The following is a 25,516-nucleotide window of genomic DNA, read 5'->3' on the forward strand; positions in this document are numbered from 1 at the left end:
GTTAAATTTTAGAATGCGCCGCTCTCAACCCTTGCGCTTGGTGCGCGCTTTCTTGCTCGGCGGTCCGTCGACTTTGACGAAGCTTTCGAAGGGATATTTCTGCCCTTTCACATAGATCGCGCTGAACTTGTCGAGCGAGCCATCGGGATTCGCGTCGATACCGATGAATTCGGTGAAAGGCAGATCGCTCGCCGATCCCATCAGCTTGGCCAGATACCACTGGCCATGGCTGTCCTGGAAATAGATGCGGTCCATTCCCTGAGCGCGCCAGTCGCGCACCCCGCCGCGATTGGCGAAGGGGATCGATGCCGCTTCCTCCTGCGCCCTGGCTGCGGGAGCCGCCTGCGCATGGTCCTGCGCCGATGCGGCAAACGGCATGGCCGCTACGGTGAGCGCACCGAGAGCGGAAATATATCTGGTGCGAAGCATAAGCCGGTCCTTTCGTTAACCCCGCTCCCCGCGTGATCTGGGCATGCCCCCGGCATCGATCAAGAGAGGCAGGATGAAAATCCGCGATCGCGAAGCATCACCGCCCGGCAACTGCCCCGGCCAGTTGCATATAGAGCCCGCTCAGCCACTCGACCGGCGGCAGCACGACTCTTTGCACGATGCCGAGTTGAGGGAACAGCAGAGGCACGATCAGCAGCAGCACGATCAACAATAGAAAACCGAACGGGCGCAGGCGGTTATACTGTTCTGCCGCGGCCCGGGGCAGAAGCCCTTCAACGATGTGGGAACCGTCGAAGGGCGGGATCGGCAACAGGTTGAACAGAGCCAGAAAGATATTCACCAGAATGAAGAATTGCAGGCTGGCCAGACCGAAGCTCAACGCCGCCTCCGGCGGAGCGGTAACCGTGCGTGCGATCAGGCCGAGAATCACAGCGCCGATGGCCGCCAGCACCAGATTGCTGCCGGGTCCCGCCGCCGCCACGGCCATCATACCGAAACGGGGATTGCGCAGCCGCCATTTGTTCACTGGCACGGGCTTGGCCCAGCCGAACACCGGCGCCCCCGTGAGCGCCAGCATACCGGGCAGGACCACTGTGCCTATAGGATCGACATGCCGCAGCGGATTGAGAGACAGACGCCGCTGCTCACTTGCCGTGGGATCACCCAGCAGCTTGGCAACGAAGCCGTGCGCAACCTCGTGGAACACGATGGCGAAGACCAGAGCCGGAATAAGCGCCAGCGCGGTGAGGAGTGTGTCGTTCATCGCTGGGGCAGATAGGCGCTCCGCCCCCGTTCGCCAAGCGGGGCCAGCGGCCTATTATTCTTCGCCGAGATCGCGCACGACGCGCGGATCGGACAGGAGACGCTCGATCCGGTCAGCCTCGTCGAAGCTTTCATCGGGCCAGAACTGGATTTTGGCCGCGTACTTGAGCTTCAGCCGCTGTGCCACTTCGCGCTGGAAAAAGGCGGTGTTGGTGCGCAGGGCCTTGAGCACTTTCTCCTCGTCCGTGCCCAGCAGCGGCTTCACATAGACTTTCGCCTGTCGCAAATCGGGCGACATGCGCACTTCGGTGACCGAAACCGAATGCGCCGTCAGCACATCATCATGGACCTGCTGGCGGGTCAGCAGGTCGGAAATGATGTGGCGCACCTGTTCGCCCACCTTGAGCAGGCGAACGGAGCGGGTTTCGGGTGTCGAATGTTGTCGTGCCATGAATCAAACCTCTCCCCCTCCCCGAAGGGAGAGGGAATGGATCACAGAGTCCGTTCGCGTTCTTCGACTTCGAACACTTCGAGCGTATCGCCCGGCTTGATATCGTTCGTATCGGCCAGGACCACACCGCATTCGAGCCCGGCGCGCACTTCGTCCACGTCGTCCTTGAAACGGCGCAGCGAAGCGATCGTCGTCTTCGAAACGATGACATCGTTGCGGGTAAGGCGGGCATGGATGCCCTTCTTGATGTAACCATCGAGAACCAGCAGACCGGCCGCCTTGTCCTTCTTGCCCGCGGAGAAGATTTCCTTGATCTCCGCACGGCCGACGACATGTTCGATCCGTTCCGGCCCCAGTTCGCCCGCCATCTCCTTCGCGATTTCCTCGGTCAAGTGATAGATGACGTCATAGTACATCATCCGGGTCTTGTTGCGCTCGATCAGTTCGCGCGCCTTGGCATTGGGGCGAACGTTGAAGCCGATGATCGGCGCGCCCGAGGCCGAAGCCAGCGTCACGTCGCTCTCGGTGATCGCGCCCACGCCCGAATGCAGGATGCGGACCTTGATCTCGTCGTTCGAAAGGTTGTGGAGCGCGGTGTTGATCGCTTCCACCGAACCCTGCACGTCGGCTTTCACCACCAGCGGGAATTCGATGACGTTCTGCTTGTCGGCCAGAGCCGAGAACATCGTATCGATGCTGGCGGGGGCCATTGTGGTGCGCTTCTCGGTCGCCTTTTCCCTGCGGTAGGCGGAGACTTCGCGGGCGCGCTGCTCGTTTTCGACCACGGTCAGCGTATCGCCGGCCATCGGCACACCGCCAAGACCCAGAACCTCGACCGGCATGGACGGCGGAGCTTCCTTCACCTGGCGCCCCTTGTCGTCGATCATCGCGCGGACACGGCCGCTTTCGGTGCCGACAACCAGAATATCGCCACGCTTGAGCGTGCCGCGCGTCACCAGAACGCTGGCCACCGGGCCCTTGCCCTTGTCCAGCTTGGCTTCGATCACGGTCGCTTCGGCTTCGCGGTTCGGATTGGCCTTGAGTTCGAGCAGTTCGGCCTGAAGCAGGATCTTCTCGATCAGATCTTCGAGCCCAGCCCCGGTCTTTGCCGAGACTTCCACATCCTGCACATCACCCGACATCGCTTCGACAACGATTTCGTGCTCGAGCAAGCGCTCACGCACCCGCTGCGGGTTGGCTTCGGGCTTGTCGGACTTGTTGATCGCCACGATCATCGGCACGCCAGCGGCCTTGGTATGATTGATGGCTTCCACCGTCTGGGGCATGATGCCGTCGTCGGCCGCCACCACCAACACCACGATATCGGTGACATTGGCACCGCGCGCACGCATTTCGGTGAAGGCCGAGTGGCCCGGCGTATCGAGGAACGTGATCAGACCGCCGTTCTTGGTCTTGATCTGATAGGCCCCGATATGCTGCGTGATGCCGCCCGCTTCGCCGCGCACCACATCGGTGCCGCGCAGCGCATCGAGCAGGCTGGTCTTGCCATGATCGACGTGGCCCATGATCGTCACCACCGGTGGGCGCGTTTCCAGCGTCTCGTCGGCATCCACATCCACGGACGTATCGATATCGATGTCGCTTTCGCTGACGCGGGTGATGTTGTGGCCGAATTCCTCGACCAGCAGCTCCGCCGTGTCCTGGTCGATCGTCTGGTTGACGGTGACCATCATGCCCATCTTGAACAGCGCCTTGACCAGGTCCGCACCCTTTTCGGCCATGCGGTTGGCCAGTTCCTGCACCGTGATCGCTTCGGGCACGACGACATCGCGCACCTGCTTTTCACGCTGCTGCTGATGGCCGGAGAAATGGGCCCGGCGTTCCTTTTCACGCGCACGCTTGAGCGCGGCGAGCGAACGCGCCCGGGCGCCTTCATCCTCGTTCAGCGCGCGGTTGACCGTAAGCTTGCCGCCCCGGCGGCGGTCGTCCACGGTCTTTTCACGGGTCGCCTTGCGATCGTCCTTCTTGGCGCGATCCGGGCGGGGCTTGACTTCCGGCCGGGCCACGGGCGTGAACTTGCGCGGTGCCGGAGCGGGCGTGCCGCTTGCATCGGCAGCAGCCTTGTCTTCCCCATCGGCAGCGGCGGTATCGGCAGGCTTCGCCTCCACCGCGGTTTCGACCGGCGCTTCCGGTTGCGAATCAGCGGCAGGCGCGGCTTCTTCGGCCGGAGCGCTGGCAGCCGTCTGCTCCGCCTTGCGGGCGGCTGCAGCCTCTTCCTCGGCCCGGCGTTTTTCCTCGGCGCGGCGCTTTTCTTCTTCAATCGCGCGCAGACGCTCTTCCTCTTCGCGGCGATTGGCCTCCTCCAGCGCGCTAAGCCGGGCCTCTTCAGCTTCGCGCAGCAGGCGGGCCTGCATTTCCTGACGGCTTTCGTGCGTCTTCGGCGGCGCTGCCGGCTTGGGTGCGGTGGGAGCAGGCGCGGCCTTGGCCGCAGGGGCCGGAGCCGGTGCGGGGGTGGGCGCAGGCGCGGCAGCGGGCGGCGGAGGCGCAACCGCCTCCTTCGCCTCGGGCGCGGCTCCGGGCTTGACGATCTTGCGACGCTTCACTTCCACGACCACCTTGTTGGTGCGGCCGTGGCTGAAAGTCTGCTTGACCTCTCCCGCCTCGACCGACCGCTTGAGGCCAAGAGGCTTGCGGCCCAGCGTCGGTTTGTTGTCGGTATCGCTCATAAAGCTCGTCTAACCCTTCGTATTCCAAATAATTCGCCGTCGCGTGTCACGCGCCAGCATTCGTCCATTCGCCGGTATCGTCTGCGGCTGCGCCATCCGCCCCGATGAAATGCAGCAAGCGCCGCAGCGGTAAGGCTACCCTTTCAGCCGAATTGTCTTCGGCCAATGCCAGATGGACGACATTATCGCGGCCCAATGCCACAGACAGCGCCGCCCGGTCCAGTGGCAAGCGTATGCCCCCCATACCGGACCCTTCGGCATCCATGCCCACACGCCAGGCCTGATCGAGCTTTCGCGTGCCGTCTTCCGCCGCATCCGCCGCATGGGCCAGCCATGCGACGCCGCCCATCCGGGCCTGCTCCGCGATGCGGTCGGTCCCCAAGATAAGCTTTCCCGCCCGCATTTCGAGACCCAGACGGTCGAGAAATGCGCGCGTCAGCGCCTGTTCCACCATGTCGGGCAGGGATTCGGCGATTTCCATCCGCGCGCCTTTGAAAGCCCGCGCCAGAGCGCCCTTGAGCTTGCCGTTGGCGAGCGCGGCAGAAAGAGCATCGCGCGTGACGCCGATCCAGGCCCCCCGCCCCGGCGCACGCGCCAGGGCATCGGGCAGCACGTACGAAGTGCCGTCCGGAGCTTCCGGAGAAATGGCCAGCCGCACCAGCGCATCCCGCGGGGCGTTGTCCCCCGTCAGGATGCAGCGGCGCTCAGGCCCGCTTGCGCGAGCCTTGCGGCCTTCAGCGATGTCTGGGCTTAGCGCCTCATTGTGAGGATTCCGCATCAGCGGCCTCCTCGTTTGCAGGCCCGTCGTTCACCGGTTCGTCATCGAACCAGTGCGCACGCGCGGCCATGATGATTTCGTTGCCTTGTTCTTCGCTCAATCCATAGACCGCGAGCACGCCGCCCTTGTCTTCCGTGCGGCCGCTGCGGCGCGGCGCCGGGGCGTTGTCGCGGCGGCGCGGCGCTTCGCGCTTCTTGGCGATCAGTTCGTCAGTGGCGAGATCGGCCAGATCGTCGAGCGTCTTGATCCCGGCCTTGCCCAGCGTGACCAGCATGGCTTCGGTCAGATGCGGCATTTCGGCCAGCGCATCCTCGACTCCGAGGGCGCGCCGTTCTTCGCGCGCGGCTTCTTCGCGCCGTTCCAGCGCTTCGATCGCACGGCTCTGCAGTTCTTCGGCCAGTTCCTCGTCGAAGCCTTCGATCCCGGCCAGTTCGTCCATCGCCACATAGGCGACTTCTTCCAGCTCGGCGAAGCCTTCGGCGACCAGCAACTGCGAGAGCGTTTCGTCAACGTCGAGTTCTTCCTCGAACATCTTCGAACGTTCGGCGAATTCCTTCTGGCGCTTCTCGCTCGCTTCCGCCTCGGTCATGATATCGATCGCTGCGTTGGTCAGCGAGGAGGCGAGGCGCACGTTCTGGCCACGGCGGCCGATGGCCAGCGAAAGCTGGTCATCAGGCACCACCACTTCGATGCGGCTTTCTTCCTCGTCGATCACCACGCGGCTGACAGTGGCGGGCTGGAGCGCGTTGACGACGAACGTCGCGGTGTCTTCGCTCCAGGGGATGATGTCGATCTTTTCGCCCTGCAGTTCCTGCACCACCGCCTGAACGCGGCTGCCCTTCATGCCGACGCAGGCGCCGACCGGATCGATCGAGCTGTCATGGCTGATCACGCCGATCTTGGCGCGGCTGCCCGGATCGCGGGCGGCGGCCTTGATCTCGATGATGCCATCGTAGATTTCGGGCACTTCCTGCGCGAACAGCTTCTTCATGAATTCGGGGTGCGCGCGGGACAGGAAAATCTGCGGGCCGCGATTGTTGCGTTCCACTTTCAGGATCAGCGCGCGGACACGTTCGCCAACACGGGCCGCTTCGCGCGGAATCTGCTGATCGCGGCGGATCACGCCTTCGGCTCGGCCGAGATTGACGATCACATGGCCGAATTCGACCGACTTGATCACGCCGGTGACGACTTCGCCCGCGCGATCCTTGAATTCCTCGTACTGGCGCTCACGCTCGGCATCGCGGACCTTCTGGAAGATCACCTGCTTGGCGGACTGCGCATCGATGCGGCCAAGATCGACCGGCGGCAGCGGATCGACGATGAAATCGCCCACTTTCGCACCCGGCTGGAGCTTTTCGGCCTGCTTGAGATCGACCTGCTTGAAGTAGTCTTCCACTTCCTCGACCACTTCGACCACACGCCACAGGCGCAGATCGCCCGTCTGCGGATCGAGCTTGGCGCGAATGTCGTTTTCCGCGCCATAACGGTTGCGCGCGGATTTCTGGATCGCCTCTTCCATTGCTTCGATGACGATCGACTTGTCGATCATCTTCTCGCTGGCAACGGAGTTCGCAATTGCGAGCAGCTCTGCCTTGTTGGCGGAAATCGCACTGGCCATGGGTCTTCAGCCTTCCTCTTCTTCGAGAATCTCGTCCGCGCCACTGGAGTCGAGCGGGCGGGTCGCAGCAATCAGGCGGTCGGTCAAGACCAGCTTCGCCGCATGAATGTGGGCAAACGGGAACGACACCGCCCCCTTTTTGCGATCTTCCATAGTGATCACATCATTTTCGACACCGGTAAGATCGCCCCGGAAATCGCGCTGTCCATCGAGCTTTTCGGACAGGCTGATCTTTGCCTCATGCCCGGCCCAGTCGGCAAAATCCTTGATCCGGGTGAGCGGCCGGTCAATCCCCGGCGAACTGACTTCGAGGCGATAGGCCCCCGCGATCAGCACTTCGCCCTGTTCTTCCAGCGCATCGATCACATCCGACACGCGGCGCGAAAGTTCGGCGCACTGTTCGATCACCAGCTGGCCGGTAGCCGGATCTTCCGCCATGATCTGCAAGGCGGGTTCATCCCCGGCCTCGGAGCCCAGCATTTTCACACGCACGAGCTCGAAGCCCAGGGCTTTCACCTCGGGTTCCACCACTTCCGTAATGCGCGCAATATCGGCCATCGCCACTCCAAAATACTTGCCGAACATGACAGCAACGCGGTTTCGCGCCCGGCCCCAGTCGGGGCCAGCGTCCAAACCTTGTCTCGACAATGTCGGGATGGCGCGCAGATAAGCCTATTGCAGGCAATTTGCAAGTTCTTTCGCCCGGGAGGCCACAGGCGCCCAGCCCTATCGCCTCTTTGCCCGTTCCTGATTTGCCGCTAAGGCCCCGCGCCATGCGCTCTCTCGACGATATCCGCGAAGAATATGAATTCCTCGAAGGCGATGAACGGTATCGCCTGCTGATCGATCTCGGCCGCGATCTGGAGCCGATGCCCGATGCACTGAAGACCGACGCCACGCTGGTGCGCGGCTGCTCCGCCGCCGTGTGGATCTACCCCACGCAGGAAGGGGAACGGCTGCATTTCCTCGCCGATTCGAACGCGGCTATCACCAAGGGAATCGTGGCGCTGGTGCTGGCCGCCGTGCAGGATCGCCCGGCGGCGGAAGTAGCGGCGATGGATATCACCGCCGCGCTCGAACCGTTCGACCTGCGCAATCAGCTTTCTTCCAATCGCACGCAGGGCGTGCCCAACATGATCGCGCTGATCCGCGAAACCGCCCGGCGCATCGCCGCAGGCTGAACGCCAGCCTAACACAGGCCCGTTTCCGCGACACTTTGGTACAAAACGCGACGCTCAAACGCATTTTCCGATGCTAGATCAAAGGCATCGGCACTCCCCGCCGAGCAAGACCAAGGCACGGCCCCTGCAACGGCCATGCCAGAGGAGTGAAACCCATGCGTAAGTTCCTTGTCGCCGCCCCGCTCGCTCTCGCCACCGCCGCCGTGCTCGCCACACCCGCTTCGGCCGCGCCGGGCTCCTACAACAGCGCCCAGATCAGCCGCGAAATCAACCAGCTCGATGCCCGGATCGACCGGGCCCAAGCGCGCCGGGCCATTTCGCCCCGCGAGGCGAACCAGCTTCACCGCGAAGTCCGCCAGATCAGGGATCTGCGGGCGCATTATGCCCGTGGCGGTTTCACCCGGGCGGAACTGCGCACGCTCAACGTCCGGATCGACAACGTGGAGCGGAAACTGCGGGCGGAACGCAACGATCGCGACAACCGCCCCGGCCGCAATCCCTATCGCCGCTGATCAGGCCGATTAAAAGCGATAACCCCCTTGTCTTGCGGGGTCGGCGCGCCTAGCTGCCAGCTATGGCTAGCAGACCCCGCACTCTCTACGAAAAGATCTGGGATGCCCATGTCGTGGAATCGCGCGACGATGGCACCTCGATCATCTATATCGACCGTCATCTCGTCCATGAGGTGACGAGCCCGCAGGCATTCGAAGCCTTGCGGATGAGCGGCCGCAAGGTCCGCCGTCCCGAGCTTACGCTGGCCGTGCCGGATCACAACCTGCCCACCACCGCGCGGCTTGACGCAGCGGGCAACCGCCTGCCCATCGCCGACAAGGAAAGCGCGCAGCAACTCGCCGCGCTGGAGCGGAACGCACCCGAATTCGGCGTGCGCTACATCGGCGCGACCGATGCCGAACAGGGCATCGTCCACGTGGTCGGCCCGGAACAAGGCTTCTCTCTGCCCGGCGCGACCATCGTTTGCGGCGACAGCCACACCGCTTGCCACGGCGGCATCGGCGCGCTGGCTTTCGGCATCGGCACGTCCGAGGTCGAACACGTGCTGGCCACGCAAACCCTGCTGCTTAAACGCTCGAAGACCATGGAAGTCATGGTCGACGGCGATCTCGGCCCTGGCGTGACGCCGAAGGACCTGATCCTGCACATCATCGGCGTGATCGGCACCGCCGGCGGCACCGGCTACGTAATCGAGTATCGCGGCAAGGTGTTCGAGGAAATGAGCATCGAAGGCCGGCTGACCGTGTGCAACATGTCCATCGAAGGCGGTGCCCGTGCAGGCCTCGTCGCGCCGGACGACAAGACGTTCGCCTATCTCCAGGGCCGTCCCTACGCTCCCAAGGGCGCGGACTGGGACAAGGCGTTGGCGTGGTGGAAAACGCTCCGCACCGACGGTGGCGCGACGTTCGACAAGAGCGTGCGGATCGATGCCGCCGATGTGCAGCCGACCGTCACCTGGGGCACGAGCCCCGAAGACGTGGTGCCGATCGGCGGCGTGGTTCCGGCGCCCGAAAGCTTCGCCGACCCGTCCAAGCGGGACGCGGCGCGGGCCAGCCTCGATTACATGGGGCTGGAACCGGGCCAGAAGATGAGCGAAGTCGAAGTGCAGAACATCTTCATCGGCAGTTGCACCAACAGCCGCATCGAAGACCTGCGCGCCGCCGCCGCCGTGCTCAAGGGGCGCAAGAAAGCCGCCAATGTCAAATGGGCGATCGTGGTGCCGGGTTCGGGGCTGGTGAAGCGCCAGGCGGAAGCCGAGGGGCTCGACCGGATTTTCATCGACGCCGGGCTCGAATGGCGCGAACCGGGCTGCTCCGCGTGTCTGGGCATGAACCCGGACAAGGTTCCGGCGGGTGAACGCTGCGCTTCGACCAGCAACCGCAATTTCGTAGGCCGCCAGGGCCCCGGCAGCCGCACGCATCTCGTCTCTCCCGCGATGGCGGCCGCCGCGGCCGTCACCGGCAAGCTGACCGATGTGCGCGAATTGATAGGGTGATGCGATGAGCAAGAAGAGCGACAAGAACTGGACCGGTCCGGCAGCGATTGCCGGGGCCGCTATCGGCTCGGCCGCGGTGGCCGCGGCGTTGCTGTTCTCCAGGTCCCGCAAGGACAAGAACAAGGGCAAGCCCACATCGCAGCCGCACACCCCCACTGGCGAAAAGCCGGAGACCGATTGATGCAGCCTGTCCATGAAGTAAGCGGCCCCGCCATTCCGTTCGGCCGCAAGAATATCGATACGGACATCATCATCCCGGCGCACTGGCTGAAGACCATCAGCCGCGAAGGGCTGGGGCGCGGCGCTTTCGAAGCCTTGCGCGCCGATCCGGACAACATCTTCGATCAGGAGGCCTACAAAGGCGCGCCGATCCTGATTGCGGGCGACAATTTCGGCTGCGGTTCCAGCCGCGAACACGCCGCCTGGGCCCTACTCGACATGGGCATCAAGGCCGTGATCGCCCCCAGCTTTTCCGATATCTTTTCGGGCAACGCGTTCAAAAACGGCATTCTGACTGTCGTTCTGCCGCAGGAACAGGTCGATCGCCTGCTGGAAGTAGCGCAGACCGATCCGTTGACGATCGATCTCGAAGCGCAGACCGTGACCAGCCCGTTCCAGGACCGGTTCTCGTTCGAAATCGATCCGTTCCGCAAGCATTGCCTGCTGAACGGGCTGGACGAAGTGGGCCTGACGCTGGCCCGCGACGCGGCGATTGCCGATTACGAAAGCCAGCAGGCGGTGGACATGCCATGGTTCGCCAAAGGCACCGCCCTCGCCGCTGCCTGATCCTCGCAGACCGATTCCGCAGACACCCCATCGCGATTTACTCATCAAGGGACCGACATGACCGACTTCAATGACCGCGAACGCGCAGAAGAAGCCAAGTTCGCACTGGACGAAGAAACCGCCTTCCGCGTGGCCGCCCGCCGCAACCGGCTGTTCGGCCAGTGGGCCGCCGAAAAGATGGGCCTGACCGTGGAAGAAACCGATGCCTATGCCAAATCGGTGGTCCAGGCCGATTTCGAGGAAGCCGGCGATGAAGACGTGATCCGCAAGGTTCTGGGCGATCTGACCAGCGCCGGGATCGAGATCGATGAAGCCGCCGTGCGCGATGCGCTGGCGGAAAAATCGATCGAGGCCCGCCGCCAGCTTATCGGCAAAGTCTGAACGCACAGGAAGGACCAGCCTCATGCCGATGGCCGCCGACGACATTGCCGCCATGATCAAGGCCGCCCTGCCCGATGCAGTGGTCGAGATCACCGATCTGGCCGGTGACGGCGATCATTATGCCGCGCGCGTGACTTCGGCCGCCTTTGCCGGAAAAAGCCGTATCCAGCAGCACAAGCTGGTTTACGAAGCGCTGGGCGGCAATATGGGCGGAACGCTCCATGCCTTGCAACTGACGACCGCCATCCCCAATTGAGCGGGACAGGCCAGTACCGCCTTTCACGCTCCATCACAGGGCCAAACCCATGTCTGACACCAATTCCCGTATTGCCGAAATCGTGAACGCGAACGATGTCGTTCTGTTCATGAAGGGCACCCCGCTGTTTCCGCAGTGTGGCTTTTCCAGCCGCGCGGTTGCCATTCTCGAACATTGCGGCGTGGAATTCGCCAGTGTCGACGTGCTGCAGGACATGGATATCCGCCAGGGCATCAAGACCTATTCGGAATGGCCGACCATTCCCCAGCTCTATGTGAAGGGCGAATTCGTCGGCGGCAGCGACATCATGATGGAAATGTACGAAGCGGGCGAACTGCAACAGCTCATGCAGGACAATCAGGTCAAGCCCGCCTCCGACTGAACCGCTTTCCGGTAAAAGCAAACGGGCCTGCCGCCTTCGCGCGGCGGGCCCGTTTGCTGTTTGCGCACGAACGATACCACCCGGAAAACCGGCAACTATTCCGACAGAAGCGGCGCTGCCCTCTTGGCAATCCGCCGCGCGCTCCCCACTGTCAGGCACATGACTTTCGAAACCGATCCCCAAAGCGCCATCAACGCACGTCCTGCTGCCACGGTGATCGTTTTCCGCCGCTGCCCCGATGGCGGCGCCCCGCAGATTCTGATGCTGATCCGGTCGCAAACGATGTCGTTCGTTGCCGGTGCGGCGGTCTTTCCCGGCGGCAAAGTCGATCCCGCCGATTTCGAACTCGCCGCGCGAATCCCCGGTCTGCCGGATCGGGAAGAAGCCGCGCACCGCATCGCCGGTATCCGCGAAACACTGGAAGAAGCAGGCCTTGCCATCGGGCTGACCGCGCCCGTCAGCGCGCAGGATGCCGCTGCCGCGCGCCTGATGCTGCATCAGGGGCAGACGCTGGATGGCGTTCTGGCCCATTTCGGCTGGTCGCTCGATCTCGAAGCGCTGGTGCCGTTCGCCCGCTGGATGCCGCATTTCAAGCGGGGGCCGATTTTCGACACGCGCTTCTATCTTGCCGATCTGGGCACCGGCGCGGTCGATATCGCGGTGGACGGGACGGAGAACACCCGCCTGTTCTGGACGACCGCCAGCAACGCGCTGGCCATGGCCGACAGCGGTGAAATCCGGGCGATTTTCCCCACCCGGCGCAATCTGGAACGGCTGGCGCAATTCACCGATTTCGCCGATGCCCGCGCGCATGCCACGGCCATCCCGGTGCGCACCGTCACCCCGTGGATTGCCGAACGGGACGGCGAAAAATTCCTCCGGATCGCGGAAGACCACGGCTATCCCGTGTGCTGGGGCAGGCTTTCCGAAGCGGCGGGCTGACGCGACCAATCCCTATACGCAGCCGGACACGCTCGCCTGGGGCGCGGGATTGAAAATCCCCGCACCCGAAAGATCGCGATCGTCGCGCACATACATCGCCGCATACTTGCGGATCGTAAAATCGCCGAACGCCCACCGGCCGCCGATCAGCGGCTGATATCGGTACACCACTTCCGCCACCATGATTGCGCCACCCGGCTCCACCGTAACTCTCTCGTCAGCCGGTCCCATTCCGGGGAATGACGTCCCGGTTGCGCCATCGCCTTCCACGCCATAGCTGGATTGGTAGGCAGTCAGCACCCCCTTGCAACGCTGCCAGTGTATCCATTGCCCGCCCTCCGCATTGGTTTCGAGGCTGGACAGGAACAGGCGGCCATTCTGCATCAGATTCAGATCGGCGCCCTGCAATTCGGCCGCTTTGAAAGCTTCGTTCACATCGTATTCGCGAACCTGCGGCGCGCCGCCGATCGTCTGCTGCTTGAGCCGCGAGGCGTTGTCCGCCAGCGAAATCGCGATCTGGTTGATCCGCATGTGCGTGACAGTCAGATTGGCGATTTCCAGCCCACCCAGCAACAGCATCAACAGGATCGGCAAAGCCAGAGCGAATTCGATGATGACCGCGCCCCGCGTGTCGCGGGCGAGCAAGCAGCGAAAAGCCGATAGGCGGCAGGCGGCGGTCATTTCGGGCATATCTGCCTCACCGGGCGATCGGCCTGCGTTGCGAACGGCTGATTCATCAACGTGGTCACAGCGGTGAACCGCCGCTTCGGGTCCAGCCCGACGAAACGCGAAAGGGGGACGAGTTCATCATAAGCCACCGTCACCCGGTACACCACGACATCGCGCGCGCCGCCCTGCCCCAATGCCCCCGCGTCGGCATCCCAGAGGCTGTTGCCATTTTCGTCGTCGAAGCATTCCTTGTTGTCGTAAATGCCGTTCTTGTTGGCATCGATAAACACTTCCGGCCGGTTCACGTCGCTGAACGTCTGGTAATTCTTGCGCTCGAACGACACTTCCGCGCTGGGCAGCATCCGGTGAATCTGCTCTTTGACCTCGTCATCGATCGCCGTCTGGCTGGCATGCGCCATTTCCAGCCCCGAATCCCGGCCCGCCTGCTGCACGGCCCCGTTCACCATCGCTTTCATCCAGATATCGTACGAGAGTTGCAGCCCGCCGAGCAGCAGCATGATAAGGATCGGCCCGACAAAGGCGAATTCCACCGCGCTGACGCCGCGCGTATCGCGCAGCAGGCCAGAGGGATGCACGTTCACCGCTTCAGCCTCAGGTCGGCCACCTGCCCCGCGATATAGCGGAAGGCGTTGCGCAGTTCCGTCGTATTCGTGGCCTGATAGGCGCGATCGGCACTCGCACAGGTGCGCATGGCATTGGTGATGCTCGTCCCGAAGCTTATCACCCAGATCGTGTATCCTTCCTCCCGCGCCGCGCGGCAGGCAGCAAGGAAACGATTGGTGTGGTACGTCGCCAAAGTGCTGTTGGCACCGCTTCCCGATCCGCTGGGTGCGATGCGGCGATCGAGATCCTCGATCCCATAGGCGTTGTAGCCACTGCTGCTCGGCTCCATCTGGCCATCGGTCATGAAAATGATATGGCGGCTCACCGACGTACGGTTTCCTTCCAGCACGTTGGCGGCGAACATCCCTCGGGTGCTGGCCAGACGCGCGCCCCAGATCATGCCGATATCGTGATAGGTGTTGCCCACGGCGGTAAGGCTGTTGAGGTAGGTATCGAGCCACTCGGGCACCGTGTCGGGGGTGCGTGTGTCGACCTCCTGAAACTGCCGCATCGGTGCCGGGCAGCGTTCGGTAGCTCTGGTACCGCTGCGATTATATTCCACGATACCCCAATACGGCTTCCACTTAGTGTTATCGTTGTCGGCGATAGGCGCACTGTTGATATCGAGATCCAGCGCACCATCCGGCACCGGATTCATAGCCAGATCGACCACGGTCTGCCGTTCCTCGATGCAGCCGTTCCAAGCGTAAGTCGTCGGGGCGGGCAGATTGGTGTTTGCCGTCCCGTGTAGCTTAGCCAGCGCGCGCATGTCGTATTCACCACGTTCCGCCACGTAATAATTATCGTTAGAGGACAGCGATGTAATCAGGCTGCGGCCCCCCGGCACAACTCCGGTGGTGTCAATCATGGTCTGCTTATAGAGCCACTGCGTGAATTTATAGACTGTGGTATAAGTGGTGGTGGTCACCATTGGGATACGGTAACACGTCCCGATGTCGACCTTGTTTTTGCCGCTCCCTCTCGTACCAGTCTTGCTCCAATCCTGCCCCTTCACATAAGTTGTTTTGGTTCTATCCTTAGGTGCTGGTCCGCCACCCTCCGACGTACTGGCAATCCAATCATTACACTCGCTCTTGCTAACAGAAGGCGCGAGTTCTTCTTTTCCCCGTACCGCCGTCCCCTCATTTGGAAGATAATGAACTGTATTAAAGTAGGCGACCCGCGTCTGGTACGGTGTGTTGTCGGCAAACGCGCCTGTGGGCAGCGCCCCCGAAGCAACAAGACCGCTGGCGTTCACCGTCATGCTGTAAGGCACGAAGCCATAGCGGATAACGGTTCGGTCCTTGTCGATCACCGCACGGGCGACAGTGGTGTGGAAATCGCGCACGGCATCGCGCAAGCCCTGAATCTTGGTGCCCGCCATCGACCCGGTAACGTCGAGCACGAACATCACGTCCGCGCTCGCCATCTGCAACTCGGCGCTGCATTCGGCCCTCAGGTCCATGTCGCTGAATTTGAAAACCGCCATGATCGTGGTGGGCATCGTGGCCGTTGCCGTGCCTGTCACCGAACCGTCCTCATGCGCCTCCGACGTGAATGTCACGTCATGCGACTGGGCGGCCGACTTGCGAAAATTGAACGCGAACATCTTGTCCGCTTTCTCCTGCTCGGCCGAACCGTAGTCACCCGTCCGCGACAGCGCCTTGCGGCCCGCCAGTACCCCCGCGTCGCAAGCGGACTGGAGATTGGTCTTGACCATGTAGGCCCGGCTCATATCGACACCGCCGCCGACCGCAGCGAGCAGCATCAACACCGCAAACGCCACCACGGCCAAGGTGTTGCCCGCTTCATGACGCAGCAGGTTCGCCGCGCACCGGCGAACGTTCGCGCATCCTGAAGAAAAACCCGCCGCCCGATTCATATCGCCCCCGTCGCCCCACGCGGCGCAAGCGCGCCAACCCTGGCGATATAGACAGGCGGCCCTTAAGAATTAGCTAAATAGAAGCGTCCCATGCGCGCCTTTTGTGCCTTCCACCCCAGTCAAACAGCCGCATCCAGAAGCAGGTATTCGCGAGTGGGAGCCAACGCGACTTGGATGGCTATCCGCTTCACGACAAGTCCTTCGCCATCTTGAACCGGTTGAGATACTCGCCGTTTCGGAAGACTGTTTCTGGCTCGACCACCCTAAACCCGTTTCTTTCAAAGAATGGGCGTGCCGTGAGACTGACCTCCGAATGAAGTCTCGTCAGGCTGTGGGTCCGGGCTTGTGCTTCCACCGTTAGCAGGAGTTGTTTCGCCACACCCCGCCCTACATAGTGTGGGTCGACGTACATCTTGTCGATATGTCCGTCAGGCTCGAGATCGGTAAAGCCGATGGGCCTCCCGTCGACATCCGCGACCCACGTAGGCCTGCTCATCCGGCGCTCTGACCATAGTGGCCGATCAGCCTGTGCCCATGCATCAATCTGCGCGGGCGAATAGTCCTTAGAGGCAGTGTGCCGGATCGCGCGGATGAATACATCGATGACGCCGTCCAGATCTTGCGAACGGTAAGCCCGGATCGAGAGTTCACTTGGGAAAGCTCCTTCACATACTTGAGACGGACGATCGGCAAGAAGTGGCGCGCCCTACAGGTCTTAAACAGGATAGCGATATCAAACAGATAAGTTTGGCTAACCATCGATTTTGACTCACGCGATTCCGCCAGTCCTGAGATTTTTTGGCTAACCTTTTCGCACGAAATCTCGCCTTCCCGAATCACTTTCGTTCCCGTATTGTTCTCATATGGAACGCATGGAACGAGACGAACTCATCCCCGAGCTTGAACGTCTCCACCGCATCGTTGGGGAGTCCGCGTTCAAATCCACCAAGCACATGACGCACCTGGTCGAGATCGACCGGCTCATCCCCGATATCGTGGCGGCGCTGAAAGAGAGTGGGGACTTCGTGAGGGTCCCTCGCCTGCACCTCGGCAATCCCAAGGTGTGACGGTGAGCAAACAGCCCGCCGACCCGTGACTGGATGATTTCGTGCCTCGTTATGCAGACGGCGTAAGAGTTCCAGATAGCGCCTTCGAAGCCGCCACCTTCCAGACCTGCGTTGCTGCGACCTGCTCATGCGGGCATGTGGTTGTGTTCGATCCGCACGCCCTATGGTGGCACTGCTTCCAAAGGGGCTGGGATGATCGCTTCAGCCAGTTGCGCAGGCGGTTCTACTGCTCGCGGTGCTATGCGACCGACAAGCGCAAGGTGGAGCCGGAGTTTGCCACAACCAAGGCCGAACCGACCTTTGATCTACCGATGCCGCCTGAGCGGGAATGGAAACGCGCGTTGCGGCGGGTGCGCAGCTGACCGATCCGGGTCAGTCGGCGGGTGGCTTGTCGTTGATCCAATACCAGTCGTCCGGCAGCATTGCCTTGCTCTGCCAACTGGAAATCGGACACTGCAATGCACGATCGCGGCAATATTGCGTGTGTGCGCCGCGGTCGCTTACTTCGCTTCCGAGCGTGGTCCACAGTCCGTCAGCCACTTCCGATGTCGCGATGCGGTTGTGCACCAGCCAGGCCAGAGCAAGGCGGTGCGCGTCCGTCCGCTCGATTGGGCCCCACTTCGCGCGGCGGGCCGCATCGATCAGCACGTTGATCGCGAGAATATTCATCTGGCGCAGGGTCGGGCGGCGATTCATGGCGCGGGGCTTCGATTGACAGGTGGTCGGCGGCGCACCACCTTCGTTCGGTGTGCAACCTCTACCGCCTCGACCCAAGCCAGAAGGTGTTCGATTTCACCGCAGAGGAAATCCAGCAGCTCAATGTGCCGCTGGATATCTACCCCAACTATCCGGGCATTGTGATCGAGAGCGGCCAGCCCAAGGCGATGAACTGGGGCTTCCCGGCGCGTCTGAAGCACATGAAGCCCACATCGAAGCCGAAGCCGGTCAACAACACGCGTGACGACAAGCTGCGCACATTCTTCTGGCGCGACAGCTTCGAACGACGGCGTTGCCTTATTCCGGTCAGCCAATGGGCGGAAGCATGGGGCAAGCCCGGCGCCATGACAAAGACCTGGTACAGCCTGCCCGATACGGATGCCTTCGCTGTGGCTGGTATCTGGCGACACAGCGACGAATGGGGCCTGTGCTATTCGATGGTCATGACGGACGCGAACATGCAGATGGCCGAGGCCCACGACAGAATGCCGGTCATCCTCGCCCCCGACGACTATCAGCAGTGGACCCATGGCACGCCAGACGAAGCATTCGCCCTTGTCCAGACGTGGCAAGGCCCGCTTGTCGTCGATGCCACGGATGAATTGTGGTCAGTCAAACGATAGCTCCGGCTGACCGGCTTTCGCTCTTTTCGTGGTTTCGGCTTGCGAGAGAGCTTCGAAATCCTCCGGCTCCAGATCGAACGCCATGCTTGCGTCGATTGGATCGGTGGCGATCCGCGCGTAATAATCCGGCCGCGAAACCTTCCAGTCGTAATCGCCTTCGTCACGGGCCTCCTGATAGGGCTCCCAGCGTAGGTACATCGCCGTCAGCGCAACACGCGGTTCGGTAAAGCCCAACTCCTTGACGATCTTGAGGCGATCTTCCTCAGGCGCGAACAGTACGGTTTCGATCTGCTCAATCGTCATCGCAATGGAGTTGACCTTGCAGTACGCCGCCACCCGGCGCGCAACAGGCGCATCATAGTCCGGAAGGCGATACGGGTACTCGGTGAAAGCGGTAATAACGGGGTCGTCCATGGGGTCCTCGCGACTCGGGTGTGGCCCGATTATACGCCAGAACAAATGCGGAACAAAGTGCGCGCACTATCCACCTGAATCGATTTCACATCTGCCGGAACTTCTCAGCCAGACCGCCGTTATCCTCTCGCCTTCCTTGGGCAACAGATGACCTGCGGCGACCATAAACCCCTTCTCGTCCCCGGCTGCCGCAGGTCTAACTGTCCTCAGAGACACCACCCCTCAGGGTACGGGGCACCTTTTCGAACCGCATCGCGGCAGATACGTGCCACAGCGGACCAGCCGCGTTCGCCCCACGCTTCAATTGCACTTTCGAACGTTCGGGCGGCCTGTTCGCTCTCGAACACTTCCGGCCCGGGCACAGGCTTTGGCTCAGTCCGCACGTCCTCCACAGGCGGGAAGCCCTGAAACGTCCCGGCCTGCCTGCCGCAACCGCTCACAGTTAAGAGCATTGCTGGCAGCGCCAGGGCGGCCAGTATCGTTCGCGTTCCGTATCGCATCGTCTCGTCCTTTCTGAGCCTGTCCGGCCGCCTGCCGGTCTGTTTCGCGATCCTGCGCTGATTGCCCCGCCGATTGGTCGGCCAGATCGCGGGCCACCCCGGCAGCGCGAGCTTGCGCGGCCTGCTCGATGCTTCGTCCGTGGTTGCAGCCTTTGACGAACGCCAGCACCGCCACGGCAAGGCAGATCGCCAGCCACTTCCATGCGCCCGACAGGAAGCCGAGCGCGCTTGTCAGATATCGTTCCATGGAATACTCCCCGTCGCGTTGCGGTGCCGCTCATACCCCCCAAATGTCTGATTGGTGCCGCAACGCCTCATTCCTCAGGCTTTCCCCGCCCGAACTCGACTTCGCGCTGGTCCACTTTGGCCCGGAAGTAATCGGCGCCGAAGACGACAAGCCCAAGGATCAGCCCGAAACCGGCCATGATGGCGTTGTTCCACCACTGCTGATTGAGCGCCATCTGGCCGAACAGTGAACCCGGCGATGCGTCGCCCAAGACCCGGCGCACCATAACGATCAGGCCGATGTTCTGCAGCGAAAGGGCGATGATGCCGCCCAGCATGCCGAGCGAGAACAGCGCGCGGATCTGCGTCTGTGTCAGGTTGATCAACGCCCGGGCAGCGCAGGCGAGAACGCGGAAGGGATGGCCCAGCCAGCGGAGGAAATTCGCTGCGTGCGTCATGCCAGCCCGCCAATCCGGCTGTCCATCCAGCCGATCATAAAATCTTCGAATTTCGTCCCGCCCTTGGCCAATCCGAAATAGTGCATGAACTGGAGGCCGTTCAGCGTCTTGAGCATAAGCTGCCGCGCTTTCGCTTCCCCACGGCGGCGGCGGAGCGCCTGAAAGGCGGCGATAGAGCGCGGGCCGATCTTCCCATCTTCGGCAATGTCGGCATAGTCCTTCTGCCGCCGATTGAGCACGTTGAGGGCCTGCTGAAACCACAGGCGCGCCCGCTGCGGCCCTGCGTTCACGCCGCTGTCGATCAGTTCCTCCGCCACCAGCGGGTCAATCTCTGCCACGGCCAGAAACCCCGGCTTCTCGATATATTCACGCCGGTAGATTTCGATGGCCGTCGCCTTCGGCAGGCTCCGCATCGGGCCGGTGTAGCCGTTGGCGCGGGCAACCGCCTGCGTGATGCCGAACATCGTCGCGCCGCCCGGATCGGAAGGATGATCCACGAACCCGCCTTCGCGGTCGAGAATGCCCCCGATCATCTCGTCTATGGTCATCTCAACCCCCTTTCGTCACGGCGATCACAGCCAGTTTGAACACGCCCACGATCATGCCCACAGCGAGCCCCACGGCAGCAATGACCTTGGATAAGCCAGCAATCACCCTGCCCAGCGTCTTGAGCCCTTGCAGCGCCTCAAGAATTTCCCGGACAGCGGCCATGTCGGCTTGCATTTGCGGAAGGCAGCGCAATTCCTCTGCGATTTCCTTGAAACGCTGGTCTCCACGGTCCAGCCGGTCAGCGATATCCTGCGGCGTGATGGGCTCCACCATCAGTTCAGCCTCCGCCATTTGATGTAACTGCCCTTGAGGACAGTGTGCACGGCAGAGCCGGACGAGTTTCTGATCTGAAGCTTGAACGATCCGCCCGGCGTGGCTCCAGTCGTCAAAATACCCTGACAGAACACGCGGGACCATGAGGTCATATTGATGTTCGTGCTGGGGGTAAAAGCTGCGGCAAAATCGCCATGCAAATTGATCGAATCACTGCCGGAAGTCCAAGTTGACCCTGGACCGGCTGTGAAGAAGTAAGCCCCCTCGACGCCTGTTAGGGCCGTGCAGCCCAAGCGAAAATAGCTCGATGCGACCTTGGCAAAGGCGCGCATTTCCACTTCGTACAACGAGTTCGGACTAAGCGAAGCGCCCGTAATTTCAAGCCCGGTGTCCGTAAGGGTCGCGGCCGTTCCGGTGAAATTGGCGCTCAGGTAGTCATAAGTGAAATCGCTGGTCGAAGGCGGAGAAGGGCCAACATCGATTAGGGTATTGACCGCAGTCGCCAGCTTTACCCTGTTGTTCGTTGTGTCGATATAGAGACCACGAGGCAGCAATTGCCCAGCAGTGGCCAGCGCGGCGAGATTGGCCGCAGTGTCATAGTACGGAGCCACTTTGGCCCCGCTGATCGATCCACCTGTAATTGCCACGTTGTTGGCGTTCTGAACGGCGATGGTTCCCACGCTCACCGGCGTCGGCGTCAGGTCCGCAACAGGAGACGGAGAAAGCGCGCCGGAGGTGACCGAATAGACCGTGAAGTGATTGCTGGCGCTCTCATCCTTCCAGACGTGCACATAGCCGTTCGGGAGTGAGGGAGCAGCGGCTACCGCATCGGCCTTCGTCGAATAGAAATTGTAACCCGCCCCCGCTGCATTAACGATACCCGCTGCGATCTGAGCCGTGTCTGCGTCGGCAGCAGCGGCTTGCGCGGCGGTCTGTGCCAATGCGGCCTGTGCGCCAGCAGAGTTTACCAGCCCTTGCAGGGCCGCGTTCACGGTGTCCAGGATGGCAGGCGTATACGGGTCCGCCTCGTCCATGGTCACACCAGCACCATCCCGAAGGATCACGCGGTAAATTGTGGAATCGTCGTAGAAGATTGCGGGCCATTTCCCTGCGGCATTGGCCACCACGGGATTGGGAAGCTCGATAGTCAGCGCCTCATCGGCATAGACCGCCGCTTCTGTCGTCGTGCCCGTGAGATAGAAATGAAGCCGCGCGCCCGGCACCACCTCAAGGGCAGTGGCGGAAATCGCAGGACGGAAAGGAAGGAGGAAAGATTTGACCGTCATGTTCGCCCCATAAAAAAGGCGGCCCCAAAGGACCGCTTGCGCTATCATTTTTTGCTTGCAATATGCCGCGCGATAGCGTTATATGCTTGCATGAACAGCAAGCAGTCCAAGACGCTCAAAGCCATCTTCTCCGATCCGGTTTCGGGAACGATCAAATGGGCGTCTATTGAAAGTCTGTTCGTCGCGGTCGGTTGCGAAATAATCGAGGGCAAGGGATCGCATGTCCAAGCCCACAAGGATGGCGTGATAGGTTATTTCGTCCGCCCCCATCCGAACAAGGAGGCCAAGCGCTACCAAATTCGGGATGTGAGGGAATTTCTAGCGAAGATTGGAGTTGAGCCATGAACGTCATGAGTCACAAAGGTTACAGCGCCCGCATCGAATATGATGATGACGATGGCATTTTTTTCGGCAGGCTTGCCGGTATCAATGATGTGGTCGGCTTTCATGCCGATAGCGTCGAAGAACTGCGCGCCGCCTTTCACGAGGCCGTGGACGATTACATCGAAGCATGCGCGAAGATCGGGAAAGACCCTCAGAAGCCCTATTCCGGCAAGATGATGTTTCGCGTGAGCCCCGAGCTACATCGCCGGGCGGCCATCGCGGCTGAACTGGCGGGCAAGAGCCTTAACCAGTGGGCGGAGGAAGCCCTGCATGAGGCGCTTCCTCACTAGTTGATAAGAACTTGAAAGGGTCGTAAACCTATCGGGTGAAGGTTTGGCACATCCTCTTGATATTTTCAGTTGCCTACTTCCTGCCGCCGCGACGATTCAGGCTATATAGCCTAGCGCTTGTTCTCCTCATCTGGCCCTTCATTTGGTGAAGCTGCGAGCGTACCCACCCGAGGACCTTGCGCATTCAAAGCGTCGCGGATCGCGCCAACGAACGCGGCATTCTCGTTCGCAGCGATGCCGGGAAGCCCCCCAAGCCTGACAAAATACTTGTCTATGATGCGCGGGTCCGTGGTCTGAGGTGCTTGTTTCAGCCACTTTGTGAAGCTGGGGTTCAATAGCATTCGGGCCGCGCGTTCGTCGCCCCAGTTCTTCATGAAGTGGGCGGCGAAAGGAACGGCGACCGCACCGGCGGGACCGCCTTGCGACAGCCCCAGTGCGCCCAGCAAAAGGTTTTTCAACCCGCCAACGCGCGCCCCCATCGAATTGGCGGTCTTAGAAGCGTTGCGTTCGGATGACGCTGCGACTTTGGCTTGGGCGATAGTGCGCAGGTCTTCCAGCGCCGTTGCCCCATCCTTGCCAAAGATCAGCCGGGCGGTGCGCGGGTTGATACCCTCTTTCGGATCTAGGCTGCGGACAAGCCGCGCCAGACTGAAATCCCCGTTGGGTGCTCTGCCCAACGAGGCGGCAACAGTGGCAGCGATATCACCACGCTCGTTCTGATCCAGTTCCCGCCACATGGAGGAAAATTTGTCAAAGTTGCCCTTGCCTTTGGTCATCGACATGAGTCGTTGAGCAGCCGTTTCGGCAGAAATTGGCTGGCCACGCGTCCCCATGAACTGCTTGAGAGTGCCGTTGATAAATTCCTGCCTCTGGCGATAAAAATCGTCAGCGGCGCGAAGCGCTTCCGAGGCCGGTTGCGGCAGATCACGCGTCAAATCCCGGTTGGCGGCTTCGATCACCTGCGTGACCCTGCGTTCCGCGTCGGAAGCCGTCAGGTTCCGCTCGCTCAGTTGACCGCGCATATTCGTTCGCAGGTTTTGGACCGCCTCAATGGTGAGGCCACCGGGACGCGCCAAATCGGATTTCAGCCCTTCCAGATACGCAATCTGCGATCCATTGGTGGTTTCGCCAGCGGCCCGCAACTCGGCAATGTTCTGGTCAATCGCTCCGATTGCTTCCTGCGGGGATACTGTTCTCCCCTGTGCCGCCGCACGGGCGCGCTCGTACAGACGGTTCGCTTGCTGGCCTGTTCGCGCTTTGAAGCGTTCACCCGCTTCCTGCAATCGCGTTCCGAGCGCATACGGATCAGGTGCCCCCTCTCTGCCGCCGATAGCTGCGACGCGCTGTTCTACCGCCGACACATCATCTGTGAGTGCCTGACGGATCATGCTCCCGCCATTCGGTGTAGACTCGACAGCGCCGAACTTTCCGCGAAGCGAAGGAATCGCATCGGGCCGCCTGATCGGAATGTCCTGGCGAGCACCGGCAGCGATCACATTCATATCCGGCTGCGCGGAAGGCCTTGGAATCCGGGGCATGAGCGCGTTGCCGATCTTATCCAGCCCGAATGCCGTGCCCGCGCCCAGCGCTGCCCCTGTCGTCGTCCCTGCAAGGCTGTCCTCAGCACCGCGACCATAACCGAAACCGCCAAGCCCCCCGATGGTCGCGCCTTGCAGCAGGGCATTACCGCCAGCACCGATCCTTAAGGCGCCACCGCCACCAGCAAACTCCAGCGCCGTGCCGAGGATCGGGTGTGCTTCCCGCGCACGATTGACGAAATCCATCTCGGCATCACGAGACTTTCGGTACTCGTCCACGGGGTTCTTACCCAGCAGCAGACCCGCAATAGCACCGCCGACGCCCGCCGCCTCATCGGACAGGCCAAGCGTTATACCCTGCTTACCCAGCGCCGTGAGGCCTCGAAACCCGCTCGCATCCCCGTAAAACGGGTCATTCGGATCGTTGCCGGGAGTATTCGGCGTAGGCTGCTGCGGGCTATCGTCGGTGACAGAACCAGTCAGGCCAACCCCGTCCCAGTTGGCCTTTTCTTCCGGCTGATCTATGCCCAACACGACATCTGCGGCGGTTGGTCCCGCAGAGTCCTTGAGGCCTTGCAGGGCGACCAAGCGTGCCTGCGCTTTTTGCGCCAATACCTCCGGCCCATCACCGGGGCGTGGGAAATAGATTTGGCCTTGAGTCGCAAATTCTGAAGGCGGGATGGCCGCGCCTGAATCGTAGCGAAGTATCGCAGCAATAAAAGCCCGCTCTGCCTGTTCCGCCAACTGACGATTGGCATCGCTGGTCAAGCTGTTGGCGAGGTTCGGATAAGCGTCCGCGAAAGCTTGCCCAGGGACGGAACGCGGCTGCACATCACCCAGTTTCGAGAAATCCTGATTTGCCTGAATTGCCCGAGTGAGAAAGCCCTTTGTCTTGTTCTGTTCAACAGAACCTTGAGCGTCTTTCGCCGCAGCGCGCCGCTCTGCGTTCACGGCGCGTGCTTCTGCACGATCCGCCCGTTCGTTTGCCGCACGCTGCATCCTCTGATCTTCCGCAGCCCGTGCCTCAGCGTTCGCCTTATACGGATCAGGGGGTGCGATGATCGGGTCGCCAGAGGGCGCAGCGTCAAACTGATCGAAGAAGTTTCCGGGCATTCTGTTATTCTCCGATTACGATATGCCAGTGGGGGCCGGTCGCGTGGCTGGACGGGTTCTTGACCTCATCGCGCGCCTCAATGATCCGATAGCCCGCCTGCTTTATGCGGTTCACATACTGTCCGAATGTCATTCCGGGGATCGGCGCGACATCGACCGCGCCATGTGAACGAGCGTGCCAACTGCGAGGGTTGGCTTTACTCAAGGGATGGTTGGGGC

33 protein-coding genes are annotated in these 25,516 nt (G+C 61.7%); 14 read left to right on the top strand and 19 right to left on the bottom strand.

What is annotated here, in order from left to right:
• Window positions 1-24 precede the first annotated feature (24 nt).
• The 7 genes from K5X80_RS13965 to rimP form a co-directional block, all read right to left on the bottom strand.
• On the bottom strand, window positions 25-429 hold the full coding sequence (locus K5X80_RS13965) for a DUF6491 family protein (RefSeq protein ID WP_222558318.1): 405 nt from the start codon (window positions 427-429) through the stop codon (window positions 25-27).
• 97 nt (window positions 430-526) lie between these two features.
• Window positions 527-1,213 (bottom strand): site-2 protease family protein, encoded by a 687-nt coding sequence (locus K5X80_RS13970; protein WP_222558319.1) that lies wholly within the window; start codon window positions 1,211-1,213, stop codon window positions 527-529.
• Between the two features lie 54 nt (window positions 1,214-1,267).
• A complete protein-coding gene (gene rbfA / locus K5X80_RS13975) occupies window positions 1,268-1,663 on the bottom strand; it encodes a 30S ribosome-binding factor RbfA (RefSeq protein WP_222558320.1) in 396 nt (131 codons plus the stop codon).
• A gap of 41 nt (window positions 1,664-1,704) precedes the next feature.
• Window positions 1,705-4,350 carry a translation initiation factor IF-2 gene (gene infB, locus K5X80_RS13980; protein WP_222558321.1) on the bottom strand — a complete coding sequence of 882 codons (2,646 nt, stop codon included), beginning with the start codon at window positions 4,348-4,350 and terminating at the stop codon, window positions 1,705-1,707.
• Between the two features lie 46 nt (window positions 4,351-4,396).
• Window positions 4,397-5,128, bottom strand: coding sequence for a DUF448 domain-containing protein (locus K5X80_RS13985; RefSeq protein WP_222558322.1), 732 nt, complete (start codon window positions 5,126-5,128; stop codon window positions 4,397-4,399).
• Window positions 5,109-6,749, bottom strand: coding sequence for a transcription termination factor NusA (gene nusA, locus K5X80_RS13990; RefSeq protein WP_222558323.1), 1,641 nt, complete (start codon window positions 6,747-6,749; stop codon window positions 5,109-5,111). Before nusA ends, K5X80_RS13985 begins: the two co-directional genes overlap by 20 nt.
• A 6-nt stretch (window positions 6,750-6,755) precedes the next feature.
• The gene (gene rimP, locus K5X80_RS13995) at window positions 6,756-7,307 is read right to left on the bottom strand and encodes a ribosome maturation protein RimP (RefSeq protein ID WP_222558324.1); all 552 of its coding nucleotides are present in this window, start codon (window positions 7,305-7,307) and stop codon (window positions 6,756-6,758) included.
• A gap of 215 nt (window positions 7,308-7,522) precedes the next feature.
• Here rimP and K5X80_RS14000 point away from each other — a divergent pair, with 215 nt between their 5' ends.
• From K5X80_RS14000 to K5X80_RS14040, 9 genes are all read left to right on the top strand, one after another.
• Window positions 7,523-7,930, top strand: coding sequence for a SufE family protein (locus tag K5X80_RS14000; RefSeq protein WP_222558325.1), 408 nt, complete (start codon window positions 7,523-7,525; stop codon window positions 7,928-7,930).
• A 155-nt stretch (window positions 7,931-8,085) separates the two neighbouring features.
• A complete protein-coding gene (locus K5X80_RS14005; protein ID WP_222558326.1) occupies window positions 8,086-8,442 on the top strand; it encodes a hypothetical protein in 357 nt (118 codons plus the stop codon).
• Window positions 8,443-8,504: 62 nt separating this feature from the next.
• The gene (gene leuC / locus K5X80_RS14010; RefSeq protein WP_222558327.1) at window positions 8,505-9,938 is read left to right on the top strand and encodes a 3-isopropylmalate dehydratase large subunit; all 1,434 of its coding nucleotides are present in this window, start codon (window positions 8,505-8,507) and stop codon (window positions 9,936-9,938) included.
• Window positions 9,939-9,942: 4 nt separating this feature from the next.
• On the top strand, window positions 9,943-10,119 hold the full coding sequence (locus tag K5X80_RS14015) for a hypothetical protein (RefSeq protein ID WP_222558328.1): 177 nt from the start codon (window positions 9,943-9,945) through the stop codon (window positions 10,117-10,119).
• Window positions 10,119-10,724, top strand: coding sequence for a 3-isopropylmalate dehydratase small subunit (gene leuD, locus K5X80_RS14020; RefSeq protein ID WP_222558329.1), 606 nt, complete (start codon window positions 10,119-10,121; stop codon window positions 10,722-10,724). Before K5X80_RS14015 ends, leuD begins: the two co-directional genes overlap by 1 nt.
• Window positions 10,725-10,781: 57 nt before the next feature.
• Window positions 10,782-11,105 (top strand): DUF1476 domain-containing protein, encoded by a 324-nt coding sequence (locus K5X80_RS14025; RefSeq protein WP_222558330.1) that lies wholly within the window; start codon window positions 10,782-10,784, stop codon window positions 11,103-11,105.
• A 22-nt stretch (window positions 11,106-11,127) separates the two neighbouring features.
• Window positions 11,128-11,361, top strand: coding sequence for a BolA/IbaG family iron-sulfur metabolism protein (locus K5X80_RS14030; protein ID WP_222558331.1), 234 nt, complete (start codon window positions 11,128-11,130; stop codon window positions 11,359-11,361).
• Window positions 11,362-11,410: 49 nt separating this feature from the next.
• Window positions 11,411-11,743 carry a Grx4 family monothiol glutaredoxin gene (gene grxD, locus K5X80_RS14035; protein WP_222558332.1) on the top strand — a complete coding sequence of 111 codons (333 nt, stop codon included), beginning with the start codon at window positions 11,411-11,413 and terminating at the stop codon, window positions 11,741-11,743.
• A 159-nt stretch (window positions 11,744-11,902) separates the two neighbouring features.
• Window positions 11,903-12,685, top strand: coding sequence for an NUDIX hydrolase (locus K5X80_RS14040; RefSeq protein ID WP_222558333.1), 783 nt, complete (start codon window positions 11,903-11,905; stop codon window positions 12,683-12,685).
• Between the two features lie 12 nt (window positions 12,686-12,697).
• On the opposite strand, the gene K5X80_RS14045 is transcribed toward K5X80_RS14040, so the two are convergent.
• The 4 genes from K5X80_RS14045 to K5X80_RS17355 all read right to left on the bottom strand — a co-directional run bounded on the left by K5X80_RS14045 (window position 12,698) and on the right by K5X80_RS17355 (window position 16,500).
• A complete protein-coding gene (locus K5X80_RS14045; RefSeq protein ID WP_222558334.1) occupies window positions 12,698-13,375 on the bottom strand; it encodes a TadE/TadG family type IV pilus assembly protein in 678 nt (225 codons plus the stop codon).
• A complete protein-coding gene (locus K5X80_RS14050) occupies window positions 13,363-13,956 on the bottom strand; it encodes a TadE/TadG family type IV pilus assembly protein (RefSeq protein ID WP_261390545.1) in 594 nt (197 codons plus the stop codon). Before K5X80_RS14050 ends, K5X80_RS14045 begins: the two co-directional genes overlap by 13 nt.
• Entirely contained in the window at window positions 13,953-15,860 is a 1,908-nt protein-coding gene (locus K5X80_RS14055; protein WP_222558335.1) for a VWA domain-containing protein, read from the bottom strand. The genes K5X80_RS14050 and K5X80_RS14055 overlap by 4 nt, the downstream gene beginning before the upstream one ends.
• A gap of 187 nt (window positions 15,861-16,047) precedes the next feature.
• Window positions 16,048-16,500: a GNAT family N-acetyltransferase gene (locus K5X80_RS17355; RefSeq protein WP_222560474.1), complete on the bottom strand. Its 453-nt coding sequence runs from the start codon at window positions 16,498-16,500 to the stop codon at window positions 16,048-16,050.
• A gap of 223 nt (window positions 16,501-16,723) precedes the next feature.
• Between K5X80_RS17355 and K5X80_RS14065 the strand changes: the two genes are divergently transcribed.
• Both K5X80_RS14065 and K5X80_RS14070 read left to right on the top strand, forming a co-directional pair.
• Window positions 16,724-16,927, top strand: coding sequence for a hypothetical protein (locus K5X80_RS14065; protein ID WP_222558336.1), 204 nt, complete (start codon window positions 16,724-16,726; stop codon window positions 16,925-16,927).
• A 137-nt stretch (window positions 16,928-17,064) separates the two neighbouring features.
• Complete coding sequence (locus K5X80_RS14070) at window positions 17,065-17,289, top strand: hypothetical protein (RefSeq protein WP_222558337.1); 225 nt, start codon at window positions 17,065-17,067, stop codon at window positions 17,287-17,289.
• 10 nt (window positions 17,290-17,299) lie between these two features.
• Here the strand turns inward: K5X80_RS14070 and K5X80_RS14075 are convergent, their stop codons facing one another.
• Window positions 17,300-17,623, bottom strand: coding sequence for a hypothetical protein (locus K5X80_RS14075; RefSeq protein ID WP_222558338.1), 324 nt, complete (start codon window positions 17,621-17,623; stop codon window positions 17,300-17,302).
• A gap of 50 nt (window positions 17,624-17,673) precedes the next feature.
• On the opposite strand from K5X80_RS14075, the gene K5X80_RS14080 reads away from it, so the two are divergent.
• On the top strand, window positions 17,674-18,267 hold the full coding sequence (locus tag K5X80_RS14080; RefSeq protein ID WP_222558339.1) for an SOS response-associated peptidase: 594 nt from the start codon (window positions 17,674-17,676) through the stop codon (window positions 18,265-18,267).
• Here the strand turns inward: K5X80_RS14080 and K5X80_RS14085 are convergent.
• From K5X80_RS14085 to K5X80_RS14110, 6 genes are all read right to left on the bottom strand, one after another.
• Window positions 18,253-18,681 (bottom strand): hypothetical protein, encoded by a 429-nt coding sequence (locus K5X80_RS14085; RefSeq protein WP_222558340.1) that lies wholly within the window; start codon window positions 18,679-18,681, stop codon window positions 18,253-18,255. The genes K5X80_RS14080 and K5X80_RS14085 overlap by 15 nt on opposite strands.
• 372 nt (window positions 18,682-19,053) lie before the next feature.
• A complete protein-coding gene (locus K5X80_RS14090) occupies window positions 19,054-19,428 on the bottom strand; it encodes a hypothetical protein (protein WP_222558341.1) in 375 nt (124 codons plus the stop codon).
• Between the two features lie 67 nt (window positions 19,429-19,495).
• Window positions 19,496-19,864 carry a hypothetical protein gene (locus K5X80_RS14095; RefSeq protein WP_222558342.1) on the bottom strand — a complete coding sequence of 123 codons (369 nt, stop codon included), beginning with the start codon at window positions 19,862-19,864 and terminating at the stop codon, window positions 19,496-19,498.
• On the bottom strand, window positions 19,861-20,412 hold the full coding sequence (locus K5X80_RS14100) for a glycoside hydrolase family 108 protein (RefSeq protein ID WP_222558343.1): 552 nt from the start codon (window positions 20,410-20,412) through the stop codon (window positions 19,861-19,863). Before K5X80_RS14100 ends, K5X80_RS14095 begins: the two co-directional genes overlap by 4 nt.
• A gap of 1 nt (window position 20,413) precedes the next feature.
• Window positions 20,414-20,704 (bottom strand): hypothetical protein, encoded by a 291-nt coding sequence (locus K5X80_RS14105; RefSeq protein WP_222558344.1) that lies wholly within the window; start codon window positions 20,702-20,704, stop codon window positions 20,414-20,416.
• A complete protein-coding gene (locus K5X80_RS14110) occupies window positions 20,686-21,972 on the bottom strand; it encodes a hypothetical protein (RefSeq protein ID WP_222558345.1) in 1,287 nt (428 codons plus the stop codon). Before K5X80_RS14110 ends, K5X80_RS14105 begins: the two co-directional genes overlap by 19 nt.
• Before the next feature lie 90 nt (window positions 21,973-22,062).
• Between K5X80_RS14110 and K5X80_RS14115 the strand changes: the two genes are divergently transcribed.
• Both K5X80_RS14115 and K5X80_RS14120 read left to right on the top strand, forming a co-directional pair.
• Entirely contained in the window at window positions 22,063-22,317 is a 255-nt protein-coding gene (locus tag K5X80_RS14115) for a type II toxin-antitoxin system HicA family toxin (RefSeq protein ID WP_222558346.1), read from the top strand.
• On the top strand, window positions 22,314-22,646 hold the full coding sequence (locus K5X80_RS14120; RefSeq protein ID WP_222558347.1) for a type II toxin-antitoxin system HicB family antitoxin: 333 nt from the start codon (window positions 22,314-22,316) through the stop codon (window positions 22,644-22,646). Before K5X80_RS14115 ends, K5X80_RS14120 begins: the two co-directional genes overlap by 4 nt.
• A 110-nt stretch (window positions 22,647-22,756) precedes the next feature.
• On the opposite strand, the gene K5X80_RS14125 is transcribed toward K5X80_RS14120, so the two are convergent.
• Window positions 22,757-25,297, bottom strand: coding sequence for a hypothetical protein (locus K5X80_RS14125; protein ID WP_222558348.1), 2,541 nt, complete (start codon window positions 25,295-25,297; stop codon window positions 22,757-22,759).
• Window positions 25,298-25,516 lie beyond the last annotated feature (219 nt).

The organism is Caenibius sp. WL, assembly GCF_019803445.1.
Lineage (GTDB): Bacteria > Pseudomonadota > Alphaproteobacteria > Sphingomonadales > Sphingomonadaceae > Caenibius.